Origin of the sequence: Flavobacterium fryxellicola, from assembly GCF_900143245.1 — a bacterium.
Lineage (GTDB): Bacteria > Bacteroidota > Bacteroidia > Flavobacteriales > Flavobacteriaceae > Flavobacterium > Flavobacterium fryxellicola.
Map to the genome: position 1 here is coordinate 126,569 of NZ_FRDK01000007.1, position 14,797 is coordinate 141,365.

At 34.2% G+C, this 14,797-nt stretch carries 17 protein-coding genes; 6 read left to right on the top strand and 11 right to left on the bottom strand.

From position 1 onward, the window contains the following. The first annotated feature begins 10 nt into the window (after positions 1-10). Positions 11-790 (top strand): 5'-nucleotidase C-terminal domain-containing protein, encoded by a 780-nt coding sequence (locus BUA03_RS11455; protein WP_066077011.1) that lies wholly within the window; start codon positions 11-13, stop codon positions 788-790. Positions 791-932: 142 nt separating this feature from the next. Next, positions 933-1,844, top strand: a complete 912-nt coding sequence (locus tag BUA03_RS11460) for a bifunctional metallophosphatase/5'-nucleotidase (protein WP_066077014.1) — start codon at positions 933-935, stop codon at positions 1,842-1,844. A 45-nt stretch (positions 1,845-1,889) separates the two neighbouring features. Here BUA03_RS11460 and BUA03_RS11465 read toward each other — a convergent pair whose 3' ends face one another. The 6 genes from BUA03_RS11465 to rpsF form a co-directional block, all read right to left on the bottom strand. Further along, positions 1,890-2,606 carry a hypothetical protein gene (locus BUA03_RS11465; RefSeq protein ID WP_066077017.1) on the bottom strand — a complete coding sequence of 239 codons (717 nt, stop codon included), beginning with the start codon at positions 2,604-2,606 and terminating at the stop codon, positions 1,890-1,892. After that, complete coding sequence (gene ligA / locus BUA03_RS11470; RefSeq protein ID WP_066077020.1) at positions 2,590-4,608, bottom strand: NAD-dependent DNA ligase LigA; 2,019 nt, start codon at positions 4,606-4,608, stop codon at positions 2,590-2,592. Before ligA ends, BUA03_RS11465 begins: the two co-directional genes overlap by 17 nt. A 75-nt stretch (positions 4,609-4,683) precedes the next feature. Continuing rightward, positions 4,684-5,157 carry a DUF6495 family protein gene (locus BUA03_RS11475; protein ID WP_066077023.1) on the bottom strand — a complete coding sequence of 158 codons (474 nt, stop codon included), beginning with the start codon at positions 5,155-5,157 and terminating at the stop codon, positions 4,684-4,686. 142 nt (positions 5,158-5,299) lie between these two features. Then, positions 5,300-5,743, bottom strand: coding sequence for a 50S ribosomal protein L9 (gene rplI / locus BUA03_RS11480; protein WP_066077027.1), 444 nt, complete (start codon positions 5,741-5,743; stop codon positions 5,300-5,302). A gap of 65 nt (positions 5,744-5,808) precedes the next feature. Beyond that, positions 5,809-6,105 carry a 30S ribosomal protein S18 gene (gene rpsR / locus BUA03_RS11485; RefSeq protein WP_066077030.1) on the bottom strand — a complete coding sequence of 99 codons (297 nt, stop codon included), beginning with the start codon at positions 6,103-6,105 and terminating at the stop codon, positions 5,809-5,811. Between the two features lie 2 nt (positions 6,106-6,107). Beyond that, the gene (gene rpsF, locus BUA03_RS11490) at positions 6,108-6,449 is read right to left on the bottom strand and encodes a 30S ribosomal protein S6 (RefSeq protein WP_066077033.1); all 342 of its coding nucleotides are present in this window, start codon (positions 6,447-6,449) and stop codon (positions 6,108-6,110) included. Between the two features lie 165 nt (positions 6,450-6,614). Between rpsF and BUA03_RS11495 the strand changes: the two genes are divergently transcribed. Further along, positions 6,615-7,310: a LytR/AlgR family response regulator transcription factor gene (locus BUA03_RS11495; RefSeq protein ID WP_066077037.1), complete on the top strand. Its 696-nt coding sequence runs from the start codon at positions 6,615-6,617 to the stop codon at positions 7,308-7,310. Positions 7,311-7,319: 9 nt separating this feature from the next. Here BUA03_RS11495 and priA read toward each other — a convergent pair whose 3' ends face one another. From priA to nadC, 4 genes are all read right to left on the bottom strand, one after another. Next, on the bottom strand, positions 7,320-9,770 hold the full coding sequence (gene priA / locus BUA03_RS11500) for a replication restart helicase PriA (RefSeq protein ID WP_066077040.1): 2,451 nt from the start codon (positions 9,768-9,770) through the stop codon (positions 7,320-7,322). Positions 9,771-10,037: 267 nt separating this feature from the next. Then, complete coding sequence (locus tag BUA03_RS11510) at positions 10,038-10,466, bottom strand: DUF2147 domain-containing protein (protein ID WP_066077042.1); 429 nt, start codon at positions 10,464-10,466, stop codon at positions 10,038-10,040. 123 nt (positions 10,467-10,589) lie between these two features. Then, entirely contained in the window at positions 10,590-11,498 is a 909-nt protein-coding gene (locus BUA03_RS11515; protein ID WP_066077046.1) for a YihY/virulence factor BrkB family protein, read from the bottom strand. Next, a complete protein-coding gene (gene nadC / locus BUA03_RS11520; protein ID WP_066077051.1) occupies positions 11,495-12,352 on the bottom strand; it encodes a carboxylating nicotinate-nucleotide diphosphorylase in 858 nt (285 codons plus the stop codon). Before nadC ends, BUA03_RS11515 begins: the two co-directional genes overlap by 4 nt. 263 nt (positions 12,353-12,615) lie before the next feature. Here nadC and BUA03_RS11525 point away from each other — a divergent pair, with 263 nt between their 5' ends. The 3 genes from BUA03_RS11525 to rlmH all read left to right on the top strand — a co-directional run bounded on the left by BUA03_RS11525 (position 12,616) and on the right by rlmH (position 14,134). Beyond that, a complete protein-coding gene (locus BUA03_RS11525; RefSeq protein ID WP_066077054.1) occupies positions 12,616-13,053 on the top strand; it encodes a hypothetical protein in 438 nt (145 codons plus the stop codon). A 32-nt stretch (positions 13,054-13,085) separates the two neighbouring features. Next, positions 13,086-13,577, top strand: a complete 492-nt coding sequence (locus BUA03_RS11530) for a CIA30 family protein (RefSeq protein WP_066077056.1) — start codon at positions 13,086-13,088, stop codon at positions 13,575-13,577. An 83-nt stretch (positions 13,578-13,660) separates the two neighbouring features. Continuing rightward, entirely contained in the window at positions 13,661-14,134 is a 474-nt protein-coding gene (gene rlmH, locus BUA03_RS11535) for a 23S rRNA (pseudouridine(1915)-N(3))-methyltransferase RlmH (protein ID WP_066077060.1), read from the top strand. 40 nt (positions 14,135-14,174) lie between these two features. Here rlmH and BUA03_RS11540 read toward each other — a convergent pair whose 3' ends face one another. Beyond that, positions 14,175-14,795 (bottom strand): hypothetical protein, encoded by a 621-nt coding sequence (locus BUA03_RS11540; RefSeq protein ID WP_066077063.1) that lies wholly within the window; start codon positions 14,793-14,795, stop codon positions 14,175-14,177. Positions 14,796-14,797: the final 2 nt, after the last annotated feature.

Below are 14,797 nucleotides of genomic sequence, written 5' to 3' on the forward strand. Positions count from 1 at the left end.
CGCATTTAAAATGGTAAATCTAAAAAAGTATAATGACGTTTCTAAACTTTTTGTTATATTCTTAACATTTTTTTTAGTTGTCTCTTGCAGCAAACAAAATTACTACGTTACTAAAATTGAAGGAAAACGAATTCCTATTACCGAAAAAGAAAATCAAGTTCCTGAAATTGAAAATTTCATAAAACCATATCGGGAACACATCAATAAAGATTTAGACAGCGTATTAGCCTACTGCCCAGAAACTTTAGATAAGAGCAGTGGGAAATGGCAAACTAAAATTGGTAATTTGATGGCCGATGTTACTTTAATGAGAGGCAATATAGTTTTTCAAGCTAGAGAAAAAAAGAAAATCGATATTTGCTTGCTCAATAGCGGAGGAATTCGCTCTATTTTACCTAAAGGAAATGTAACAGCAAGAACTGCTTTTGAGATCATGCCTTTTGAGAATAGCTTGGTAGTAATTGCATTAAAAGGAGCGCAAATTATTGAAATGGTTGATTTTTTTATCGCTGAAAAAAAACCACATCCTTTAGCTGGAGTAACTTTTACTATTGATAAAAATAATAACGCCAAAAATATAGAGGTGCAAGGAAAGCCGGTTCAAAAAGAGACTATATATTATGTTGGAACGAATGACTATTTATCAAATGGAGGAGACAATATGAATTTCTTTAAAAAAGGAGTACAGAAATTTGATTTAGAGTATAAACTGCGCACTATTCTTATTGATTATTTCAAAGCAGTAGACACGATTCCCGTAATAAATGATATCAGAATTACAGAGGAATAAATAATTGAAATGAGACAAACTAATTAGTGTAGAAAGACATAAAATCCTAGCCCCGATTGAAGTGAAAATCCTTTTTGTCCGACTTTTTGGCGGATAAAAAGATTGCAACGAAAAGCGGGAAATAGCTTCAAAAAAATAAAAAATGAAAAGAAGAGAATTTATAGAAAAAACCGCCGCCAGTTCGGCTTTACTGAGTTTAGGCGTATCATTGAGTAGCTTTGAATCATCTAAAACCAGACAACTGACGGTTTTACACACAAATGACGTGCACAGTTATATTGATCCATTTCCAGCAGATCATCCTAGAAATGCTAATATGGGTGGCGTAGCACGAAGAGCAGCATTAATTGAAACCATACGAAAAGAAAACCCAAACGTTTTGTTACTGGATGCTGGTGATATTTTTCAGGGAACACCTTATTTTAATTATTATGGTGGAGAATTGGAATTTAAATTAATGAGTATGATGCAATACGATGCCTCTACAATAGGAAATCATGACTTTGACAATGGAGTTTCAGGTTTGCTTGCGCAAATGCCTCATGCAAAATTTGAGTTTCTTTCTGCTAATTATGATTTTAAAAACACGGTCCTGGATGGTTTTGTAAAACCATATAAAATATTCAACAAAAACGGAATAAAAGTGGGTGTTTTTGGCCTTGGAATTGAACTTGCTGGACTCGTTGATAAAGGAATGTATAAAGAAACAATTTATAATGATCCTCTTGAAACGGCACAAGATATGGTCCGGATTTTAAAGAAAGAACAACAATGTGATCTAATAATATGCTTGTCGCATTTGGGTTACAAATATAGAGAGGAACCAAATAAGATATGTGACTTAAAATTGGCTGAGCTGACTCAGGATATTGACCTAATTATTGGTGGACATACACATACCTTCTTAGACAAACCTACTGTGGTAAAAAATCTAGCTGGACAGGACGTTTTAGTAAACCAAGTAGGTTGTTACGGCATTAATTTAGGACGAATAGACTTTTATTTAGACAATAAAAAAGCCAAAACTTTTGAAGGAAAATCGATTATAGTTTAACTATAATCGATTTTTTTTTGCTACTTCCAAGAAAAATACGATACGTTACGGAGTACTTTCAAGTAAGTCTGCATTTAAACGTTCGGTATCAATCACAAATTTATAAAAAGCATAATAACTGGTAGCAAACAATATCATTCCTAGTGGTCTAAAATAAGTTGGAGGCAAATTATATAAAAAACATTTTTCTATAAAAACAATAAAGTAAAGTCCTGTAGATAAAAGTCCAAAAATAGACAACCAAGGCTTATTGTTATTTTCATTCATAAAATAATTAGACAAGATCACTCCGGCAAGAATTGACACTAAAATGTTTTGGACTACCAGGGGATAATAACTGCCTTTTGGAATTTCATTTGAGATAGAGAGTAAATAAGAAAAAACAAAAACAAAAGGAATAACTGCAATCAGTATTGGCACAAAATCCTTGATCTTATTCAACTTTATACTGTACAATATTAATAACAATCTATGTATAGCAATACCAATTAACCCTAACATCAAAAAAACAAAGGATTCCGAAAGTATAAAAATACTGGTGAGTAATAAAATAAACAATGTTGTAAAAAAAAGTACACTTCTCTCTATGGAGGTAATCCAATAGAGATACATGATCAAAATTATAACAAAAGGTCTGAAAGCAAACAAGATTACTTTGAATGAAAACAACTCAGCACTAACTTCTAGGAAAACGAAGGAAAACAACAACAGACTGATTCCGCTTTCCTTTAAAGAGCCAAACTTACTATTCTTTAACTGCATCTGTCTTGTTGATTAAGTTAATAAAATCATCTTCGGAAATTATAGAAATCTTAAGTTTACTCGCTTTATCTAATTTTGCAGGTCCCATATTATCCCCCGCTATAACGTAATCCGTTTTGGCAGAAATAGAACTCCCTACTTTTCCGCCATTATCTTCGATTGCTTTTTTTAAGTCATCTCTGGAGAATTTCGCAAAGACTCCAGAAACTACAAAGGTTTTTCCCGAAAGTTTATCTGTGGCATTGAGATTAATTTTTTCCGTAATTTCAAACCGTATCCCGTACTCTTTTAATCTGTCAATTATAATTCCATTTTCCTGATTTTCAAAGAAATCAATAACACTTTTCGCAATTCGGTCTCCGATTTCGTCCACTAAAACCAAATCTATCAAAGTTGCATTGCGTAATGCATCTATAGTTTTATAGTGCCTAGCTAATTTCTTAGCGACAGTTTCCCCAACAAAGCGTATTCCAAGTGCAAATAAAACACTTTCGAAAGGAATACTTTTAGAATTTGCAACCCCTTTCACTAAATTTTCAGCCGATTTTTGAGCCATCCTTTCCAAAGGAAGAATCTGTTCCACCGTTAATTCATACAAGTCGGCATAATTATGAACCAATCCATTATTAAAAAGTAAGGTGACTGTTTCACCTCCCAAACCTTCAATATCCATTGCCTTCCTTGAAATATAATGCTGAATTCTACCGATAATCTGTGGTGGACATCCGTAAAAATTAGGGCAATAGTGGTTTGCTTCTCCTTCACCACGAACTAATTCTGTTTGACATTCTGGGCAATTTGTAATGTACTTTGTAGGCTCTGAATTTACGGGACGTTTACTCCAATCAACAGCAATGATTTTTGGAATAATCTCTCCGCCTTTTTCTACAAAAACAGTATCTCCAATACGAATATCAAGTTTCTCAATTTGATCCGCATTATGCAGCGATGCCCTTTTGACAATGGTTCCCGCTAATTGCACAGGCTCTAAATTAGCCACCGGCGTAATTGCTCCAGTTCGCCCCACTTGGTAGGAAATAGAATTTAATTTAGTTGCAACTTGTTCGGATTTGAATTTATAGGCGATTGCCCATCGAGGTGATTTTGCAGTAAACCCTAATTCATCCTGATAATGAAACGAATTTACTTTTACCACCACGCCATCCGTTTCATAAGGAAGGTTATGTCTATGAATGTCCCAATAATCAATAAATTCAAAAACTTCGTCTAAACTGCGCGCTAATTTGGCTTCCTTAGGTGCTTTAAATCCCCAATTTCTGGCCGTTTCTAATCCTTCGAATTGAGACTGGAATGGAAGATTGTTTCCTATTAAAAAATACAGTAAACAATCTAGCGGACGCTTTGCTACTTCGGCACTATCCTGTAATTTCAAACTACCCGATGCAGTATTTCTGGGATTTGAATAGGGTAATTCTCCAATTTCTATTAAATCCTGATTCATTTTTTCGAAACCAGCAAAAGGTAAAATAATCTCACCACGCACATCAAACGTTACAGGGAAATTCCCTTTTAATTGTAATGGAATGGATTTTATCGTTTTAATATTGTTAGTCACATCGTCACCCTGAAAACCATCGCCACGAGTGACGGCACGTTTTAACTTTCCGTTTTCATACGTAATGCTAATGGATGCCCCATCATATTTTAACTCGCAAGTATACGCTAAGGGAACCTCGCCTAACACTTTTTGAACTCGTTTTTCCCACTCTTTCAATTCTTCTTTAGAATAGGAATTATCAAGAGAATACATTCGGTGTTGATGCGGTACGGTTTGGAAGTTTTTTGTAATGGTACCGCCTACTCGTTGCGTAGGAGAATTTTCATCAAAAAATTCCGGATGCTCATTTTCAAGGTCTTGAAGCTGTTTTAATTTCGAATCAAATTCGTAGTCGGAAATTATTGGCTTATCTAACACATAATAATTATAATTGTGCTGATCTAATTCGGCTCTCAAAGTTTGAATCGTATTTTGAATATCCATATAAAATAAAATTGGCTATTTTAGTTTTTGTATAAGCGTACTAAAATAACCAATTTAAAAGAGAAAACAACAAAATTACGACTCAATAATCGAATTAATTTGCTTGTATAAGAGACCATCGCTCAAAAAAGCACCTTGCTGTATTAGGGCAAAAATAGAAGCATTGCGGTCTTCTGTGAATTCTTTTTTACCAATTTTCATTTCTATAGTATCGGTAAACATATTATCACTAAGCCATTGCAAACCTTCTCGTGTCAAAAAATCAGTTTCTGGAACTACTGATTTTAAAACAATAGAATGAACATAGGTATCAAAGCACTGAAAAAGGAAAATATGATTTTTAGAAAAATGTTCTAAAAAAACTGCCTTTGTAAGAACCCCTTCCCAAACCAAATCAGAGAAAACATCTAATTCTTGTTCAGCAACTTCTGGTCTTTCTGCTTTAATTTTATCCCACTCTGCTTTGTCAATAGTTTGAGTTGCTAAAAAAGTACTGAATTCCTGGTTCAATTCCTCAAATTGTTCTTTTGTTAATCTCGAATATTTCATTTATACTGAATTTATTTCAGCACCTTTTCTAAAAAAGGCACCTAACAGGTTATAATTTAGAGTAGCGAATCTGAAACGAGTTCAGATTAAACAAAAAAAATCCCGACTTCCATCGGGATTTAAATATATAAATTTAAAAAATTTATGCTTTTTCAGCAACAATTTCATAATCCAATTCAACGATAACGTCTCTGTGTAAACGAACACTAGCAGTATACTTACCAGTACGTTTAACAATTCCGCTTGTGATGAATTTTCTTTCGATTTGTTGACCACCTTTAGCTAAAGATTCAGCGATATCAATATTCGTGATTGAACCGAATAATTTTTCACCACCTGCTTTTGCAAAGATTTTAATTTCAATAGCTTTCAAAGCTTCTGCCAATGCTTTAGCATCTGCTACTACTTTAGCTTCTTTGTGCGCTCTTTGTTTTAGGTTTTCAGCTAATACTTTCTTTGCAGAAGAAGTAGCTAAATGTGCTTGACCTGTTGGGATCAAAAAGTTACGACCAAAACCGTTTTTTACTGTAACGATATCGTCTTTAAATCCTAAATTTTGAACGTCTTGTCTTAAAATAAGTTCCATGTTGTTGTCCTTTGTTATAGAAGTTAGGTTTCTTGTTTCAGAAAACCAACAACTGAGTTAAATTATTATTTTAGTAAATCCGCTACATAAGGCATTAAAGCTAAGTGACGTGCTCTTTTCACAGCAACTGACACTTTTCTTTGGTACTTTAACGAAGTTCCTGTTAAACGACGAGGAAGAATTTTCCCTTGTTCGTTTACGAATTTTAATAAGAAATCAGCATCTTTATAATCAATATATTTGATACCTGATTTTTTGAAACGACAATACTTTTTTTGTTTGTTTGTTTCTATGTTCAAAGGCGTTAGATATCTGATATCTCCGTCTTTTTTTCCTGAAGCCGATTGTTGTAGTGTAGCCATGATTACGCTTTTGTTGCTTTTAATTTAGTTCTTCTTCTTTCAGCCCAAGAAATAGCGTGTTTGTCAAGACTTACAGTCAAGAAACGCATTACTCTTTCGTCACGTCTAAATTCAGTTTCAAAGGCAATAAGAACTTCTCCAGCTACTTTGAATTCGAATAAATGGTAAAAACCAGATTTTTTGTTTTGAATTTCGTAAGCCATTTTTTTAAGGCCCCAGTCTTCTTTCGACACCATTTCTGCTCCTCTACTAGTAAGAAAATCTTCAAATTTGCTTACTGTTTCCTTTACCTGAACTTCAGATAAAACGGGATTTAAAATGAAAACAGTTTCATAATGATTCATAAATATATATTTATTTGTTATTTTGGGTGCAAAAGTAAGCAATAATTCTTAGCAAACAAGTGTTATTCCGTTTTATTCGACGTATGACAAAAAAAAACCGTTCAATTATTTTTTTTTAATAAAAAAGTAGTATGTTTACGTAGCCAAATCTTTAAATACATTATTATGAAACTAAACTGTGTCGTGGTGGATGATAGCTCTATCCAGAGAATGATTATCGCTAAATTAGTTAATAATCATCAAAATTTACACCTAATAGGCGATTTTTCTAATGCAATCGAAGCAAAAAGTTGCATGTCCATTCACAACGTGGACCTTATTTTTCTTGATATCGAGATGCCAGTAATTAGTGGTTTTGATTTTCTTGATGGCTTAAAAATTAAACCCCAAATTATTTTCATTACCTCCAAGGCTGAATATGCCATGAAAGCTTTTGATTACGATGCAACGGATTATCTTCAAAAACCAATCGCAATTGATCGATTTAATGCTTCGGTAAAAAGAGCTATTGATTTCCATTTACTAAAAAAAGACAATAAAGAAGAAGAAGGCGAGCATATTTTCATTAAAAGTAATTTAAAAAAACTCAAAATTTTCACTTCGAAAATAAAATGGATCGAGGCATTTGGTGATTACGTAAGAGTAGTTACGGAGGAAGATAGTAATTTAGTTCTTTCTACAATGAAATCCTTTGAGAATGATTTATCCAAAGAAAAATTTGTCAGAGTACATAAATCATATATCATTAACATTGATAAAGTAGAGCGATTTAATAGTAAATACGCTGAAATTGGAATGACAAAAATTCCTTTGAGCCGACACAAAAAAGAAGATTTAGTGCGGGCACTTTCCTTTTCCTAAACGCTTATGTCAATAAAAATCTACATTTAACGAAACTTTTATAGCTCTAAACTGAGCAACAGCCTCAAAACTATTCAGCATTTTTTGAATGGTTTTTTTTGTGTTTCCAATAGACACATTGTGCGGTATTTTAATAATAATTGTGCGAATGTATTCATTTCTAATGCGGCTAATAGCGGGCTCTTCAGGGCCTAATACCGGCATATTCAGGTTTTGACTCATCACTTGGTACAACCACATCGATCCTTCCTTCAATTTATCAAAATCACGCTGTTTCAAGGTAATTTTTATAATTCTAAAATAAGGAGGGTATTTGTAAATTTGTCGATCATATACCTGTTCTTCATACATTCCAAGATAATTATTAGTAGTGACTTGTTGTATCGTATTGTGATTGGGATTGTAGGTTTGTATGATTACTTTTCCTTGCTTTTCAGAACGTCCAGCTCTGCCGGCAACCTGAGTCATCATTTGAAAACTTCTTTCGAAAGCCCTAAAATCAGGATGATACAACATAGTATCAGCATTCATAATCCCCACTAAACTTACATTATCAAAATCTAAGCCTTTGGCTAACATTTGAGTTCCAACTAGGACATCCATTTCTCGGTTCTTAAAACCATCAATGATTTTTTCAAAACCAAATTTTCCTCGGGTCGTATCTTGATCCATTCGTCCTATTTTTGAATTAGGAAAAATAGATAATAATTCTTGTTCAATTTGTTCGGTTCCAAAACCTTTTGTAGTCAAATCAATACTAGAGCAGGCGTGACAATGCGTTGGTTTAGCCATGCTATAGCCGCAATAGTGGCATCGCAATTGGTTTTTATGTTTGTGATAGGTCAAGCTCACATCACATTGTTGGCATTGTGGAACGTGGCCACAAGTAATACACTCTACTACAGGAGAATATCCTCGTCTGTTTTGAAATAAAATTACTTGTTCCCCTAATGACAATGCATTTGTTATTTCTGCAATCAAAACATCGCTGAAATGTCCCGTCATTTTCTTGCGAAAGTATTTGTCTTTCAAATCCACCAATTCAATATTTGGCATCATTACATTTCCATACCGCTGTGAAATCTCGACTAAACCAAATTTGTCTGATGTAGCGTTATAATAGGTTTCAATACTAGGTGTTGCGGAACCTAAGAGCACTTTAGCCTTGTGGGAATGAGCCAGAACAATTGCTGCGTCTCGCGCATGATAACGCGGAGCGGGATCGACTTGCTTAAATGTTTGCTCGTGTTCCTCATCAACGATTATAAATCCCAAATTATCAAAGGGCAAAAACAGTGCGGACCTCGCTCCTATTATTACTTGTGCTTTCTGGGAGTTTTGTAGTACTTGATTCCACACTTCGATTCGCTCATTATTATTGTATTTCGAATGAAAGACAGCCACTTTGTTACCAAAATATGTTCTTAACCGACCTACTAATTGCGTGGTCAAAGCAATTTCAGGAAGTAAATACAAAATTTGTTTACCAGCTTCCAGATATTCTTCAATCAGTTTAATATAAATTTCTGTTTTCCCGCTAGACGTTACTCCATGAAGCAAGCACACCTCTTTTAGAACAAAACTAGCTTTAATTTCTACGAAAGCGTCCTGCTGGGCAGCACTCAATATCAATTCTTGTTCATTTATTTTTCCATTGAATAGCACTCTGTCTTCCTGCAGAAAATAATCTTCTAAAATTTCTTTTTCGATTAAGGCTTTTACGATTGCCGGCGAAGAATTGGCCTCTTCAACAAGTTTTTTTACAGTAATTGGTTTCTTTTCCATGGCGCTCAACTGGAAATAACGCATAACGATTTCCTTTTGCTTGTGAGCACTTTTCAAAATTTCCAATAATTCGCTCAATCCTTGATTGCTCTCGTATTTAGAATGCAAACGCACGTAGCGCACTAACTTCGGTTTGTAGCTTTCCTGAATTTCTTCATGAAGTACTAGGATGTTTTTATCAATTAACTTTTGGATAACAGGAAAAATATTTTTCTTGTTTAAGATTGCAATAATATCTTGAACTTTTAAACTATTTTGTTGTTGCAAAGCTTCGTATACCAAAAACTCATCATCTGTGAAAAGGCTAGTATCTACAGTAGCATTGGTTTTTTGAGAAATTAGGGTTTCGCTTTCCAGCAAAAGTGCACTGGGCATAGCACCGCGATACACATCCCCAATAGCACACATATAATAAGAAGCTATCCATTGCCAATGCTTAATTTGGATTTGGGTGACTATTGGATTTTCATCTAGAATTTGATGAATTTCCTTGGCCTCATACAAACCGGGTTTATTTTGATGAATTTCAATAACTAAAGCCGTGTAAATTTTACTTTTACCAAAAGGAACTGCTACTCTCATCCCTATTTGAATGTAATGAAACTCTGCCTCAGAAATACTGTAGGTAAATGTTTTAGCAAGGGAAAGTGGTAAAATTACTTCTACGAAATGCATGGATTTTTGGTTATCGGTTGTCGGTTATCGGTTATTGGTTATCCGTTATTGGTTGTCGGTTGTCCGTTATTGGTTGTCCGTTATCGGTTATCGGTTATCCGTTATTGGTTATCTGTTATCGGTTGTCCGTTATCGGTTGTCGGTTATCGGTTGTCTGTTATCCGTTATCGGTTATTAGTTAACGGTTAGTAGTTAACGGGTTTCTGTTACCGTTATCAAGTTTGAATGGCGGACAAAAAAATAAGGATTTTAAACAAAAAAATAAATTTACTTTACTCTGTTCCAAGTTTGTGTTCTTCCAAATAAAGAAACGCCAATGTACCCGCGTACTTTTAATTTGTCATTTCCATCCAACGCCAAAAAGCATTTGTATTGTTTCCCCGTAGTGGGGTCAAGAATTTTGCCTGAATTGTATTCTTTACCATCTTTTTTGAGACCTTTAATAATAACAAGTCCCATCACTGGTTTATTTTTTTCTTCGCCTGAACATTCGGTACACACGCTTTTTTTCTTATCAACATCAATGATGTCAATTATTTTTCCGTAGATTTTTCCAGAACGCTCGTAGATTTCAACAATTGATTTGGCTTTACCCGTTTCGTCATCAATAGTTTTCCATTTTCCCAGTACGCTGTGGCTTTGACCATAAAAAGCCATTGAAATAAATAAGGCAAGCATTGTAATAGTATTTTTCATTTTTTTATTTTTTAGCCCTGATAGCAGTGGAAATCCTTTTTTCTCGTTTCTTTAACGAGAAAAAAGATTGCAACGAATAGCAGGAAATAGCTCCTAAAAGTAAAACTATTTTGATTTAATTAATTATTCATTTTTTGCTTTTAACTTGTTTACTGAGGCATTCAGTTCGAAACCCAACAGTAATATCATGCAGTTGATCCAAATATAAAACATCAAGACCAATAATGTACCTATTGAACCATATAATTCATTGTATTGTGAAAACTTTGTGACCCAAATCCCAAAAAAATAGGAATCCAAAACAATCAAAATGGTTGTAAATACGGACCCTATGGAGATGAAAGCTCTGTTTTTGTCATGTTTGGTACCAAATTTAAAAAGTACAGAGGTTGTGATTAAAATCATCGCAATAACGAATGCATACCGCCCTAGAACGACCAGTTGAACTTGGTCACTAAATACTGTTTTTTGTATAATCACCTCAAAAACAACGATGATCGATACGGTTACGATTAGCAAAAGCGACAATAATAAGGACATGCCTAATGCTACTACATACTGGCGTATAAAACCCCTTTTGATTAGTACATGTCTAGAGGTTTCAAATCCCCCTAAGATTCCATTCAATCCATTGGCCATCAAGAATATGGACAATATAAATCCAGAAGACAATAAACCTGAATCACTATTATTAAGAATATCGGTAATGATTTTATAAATGGCATCATAAGTATTAGGAGGCACTCCATCCTTGACAAACATCAAAAAATCTTCCTGAAAACCCGCAATAGGTATAAATGGGATTAGATTTAAGATAAAAAGAGCAAAGGGAAACAGCGCCATAAAGAAACTAAATGCAATGGCGCTCGCATGATAGGTTAAAGCGCTTTCTACGATTCCTAGACCATATAATTCCAACAAATCATATAGAGATAGCCCTTTTAGCCACGGAAGCTCTATCTTTTTTAAACCATAGACGAGATTCCGTACGACTGGGATTCTTTTCAGTTTTGCTTCAATTTCTTTACTCATATTGCTTTTAAGCTCAAATCCATGTTATAAACAGAATGTGTTAAGGCGCCAGAGGAAATAAAATCTACTCCGCAATCCGCATAGCTGCGAATGGTATTTTCGTTGATATTTCCAGAAGATTCCGTTAAGCATTTTCCACCAATCAAAGTTACTGCTTTTTTAGTATCATCAAAATTGAAATTGTCTATCAAAATTCTGTAAATACCTTCGCTTTTCAAAATCTCATTGATTTCGTCTAAATTTCTGGCTTCGATAATGATTTTCAAATCCAGATTTTTTTCCTTGAGATAGGCTTTTGTTTTGGCTATGGCCAATGTTATTCCGCCAGCGAAATCATTGTGATTGTCCTTTAGCATTACCATATCATATAAAGCAAAACGGTGGTTTTCGCCTCCGCCAATTTTAACTGCCCATTTCTCGCAGGCTCGGAAACCTGGAGTAGTTTTACGAGTATCTAGAATTTTAGTTTTGGTTCCTTTCAATAAACGAACATATTCTTTAGTTTTAGTCGCAATAGCCGACATTCTTTGCATTGAATTCAAAACAACTCGTTCTGATTTTAGAATAGATTGCGAACTTCCCGAAACATGAAAAACAATATCCCCTTTCGTTACTGAAGTTCCATCCTCAATGAAGGTTTCTATTTGCAAATTAGGATCAACAAATCCAAAAATCATTTTGGCGAAAGCTACTCCTGCAATTATACCATCTTCTTTTACAAGTAACTTCGCTTTTCCAGTTGCTGTTGCAGGAATACAGGCCAAGGAACTAAAATCACCTGGACCAACGTCCTCGCGTATCGCATTTTTAATTATTAATTCTAACTCTTTTTTAAACTGCGCCTCGCTAATCATAATATCTAAATTTATGGAATGCTAAAGTAAGGTATATTTTGTGGATTTGAAAATTTGTAGACGGGGTTCTTTACAAAAAAAGGAAGCCATGGCGCTAGTTATAAGAAAGACCTTCAATACTGCAATTTAAAAAAACAGCATCTTTAAATCTTTCGCCATTATGCTAATACTAAAAAAGATTAGGGCTCACAAAATCATACACAAAGTTGGCGGTTTCCTATTTAAAATCTTATATTTGAAAATAGTAATTTAAACCTTGCTTTATGAAATATTTTATAAGTTTGCTTTCTGTAATGTTATTTCTAATGACTTCTTGTAAAAAGGAAGCGGAACAGGAAAGTAGCACCACTCCAACAAATGTAGTTCCTTTTACCGAAGTCGGCAGGCAGATGCAAAATCAATCCCAAACTATTGCGCAGCCACAAAACACAAGTCCACAGACAGGAGCCGTTGCACCTGGTATGAATCCGGCGCATGGTCAACCGGGTCACCGATGTGATATTGCTGTGGGAGCTCCTTTAAATGCTCCGGTTGCAACAACACAAACAACCGTAAAACAAAATGCAACCGCTCCTGCTCCAACCGTAACTACTACTGCGGCTCCAGTAGAAACAACTCCAACACCAGAAGGAATGAATCCGCCACACGGACAAACCAACCATCGATGTGACATTGCTGTAGGCGCACCATTACCAAAATAAGACTTTAAAAATTTATTTTTAAACTAAAAAAAATGAATCCAAAACTAATTTTTAAATTTAGTTCCGATAGTGATTTAAGGCATTGGAAAGTAGTCAATGATGCGGTGATGGGTGGAAAATCAAAAAGCAAATTGCACCTCAATGCTGAAGGAAATGGCACATTTGAAGGTGCTGTTTCTTTAGAAAATAATGGGGGATTTTGTTCCGTCAAATACGTCTTTGAACCTATAACTTTAGAGAAAAGCACGTTCATTTTCATCCATTTGAAAGGGGATGGCAAAAAATATCAATTTAGAGTAAAATCCAACACCAGTGATTCCCATTCCTACGTTTACCTCTTTCAAACTACCGCTGACTGGCAAACAATACAAATTCCTATCAGCGAATTGTACCCTGCTTTTAGAGGACAAAAATTAAATATGCCCAATTATAATGGATTCAATTTAGAAGAAATAGCTTTCTTGATTGGGAATAAAAAAGAGGAACAATTTCAATTGGTTGTGGATCGAATTGAGGCCAAGTAACTACTTTTTGACATATTCAAACCATAATAATTCATACAAAAGTTTGAATTTCTCTATCTTTGCAGCACTGAAATATAATAAAAATGAACATCAAACTGATTGCTATTGGTAAAACCGATAACAAAGCACTACAAACTTTAATAGACGATTATACAAAGCGTTTGTCTTTTTATATCAAATTTGATTTGGATATTATCCCAGATATAAAAAATGTAAAAAACTTATCTGAAAGTCAACAAAAAGAGAAAGAAGGCGAATTGATTTTATCGAAAATTACGCCTACCGATCAATTGATTTTATTAGATGAAAACGGTAACAATTTCTCTAGCGTTTCTTTTTCAGAAGAATTACAAAAAAAAATGAACTCCGGAATAAAAACTTTAGTATTTGTAATTGGTGGTCCGTATGGTTTTTCGGATACGGTTTATGCTAAAGCGCAAGGCAAAATATCGCTATCGTTGATGACATTTTCGCATCAAATGGTACGTTTATTTTTTATCGAACAATTGTATCGTGGCTTCACGATTTTAAAAAACGAGCCGTATCATCACCAATAAAAAGTGATTCGTGTTCATTCGCAGTTTTCAGCTGATTTGATTAATAAATAAACTCCTCCTTGCTTTTAAAATCTAAATGTAAGCTTTCGATAAAAATTTTATTCTGCAAATAGCTTCCAAAACTAAGATTTCTGTGAAAGCCAAAACTAAAATCATTTGCTTGTTCCCTTGATAAAATTTGGATCAATACTTCTTTGACTTTTTCTTTTTTGACAATTGCATTTTCAATTAGGACTTCATTATTTTTATTGAAATAAATTACAGCAGCAGTAGGTTTCTTCATTTTGTAGTACACATTTGTAAAAGGGATGAAAGCTAAATTTTTTCCAATCGAATCGGCATAAGAATAATAATTTTCAGCTTTTTCATTTTTATGTGCTTTTTCTTCCCGTTTTTTCTGTTGCAATTTTATCACTTGGGGAACAACTAGGCGCAGTGGCAACCGTTTGTCTATATTTAAGATCCAATTGGTAGAAATAATACTGTTTTTTCGGTTTACTTCTGCTAGTGTATCTTTATCTTTTGTTCTGAAAAAAATATAAATAGGCGAATGATCTTGCACATCGGCTACGACCGTAACATCTGATTTAGGCAACAGGATATCTTCTTTATATCCACAAGAAAAAAGGACAAAAAGAACAATTAAGGTAAAATATTTCATCT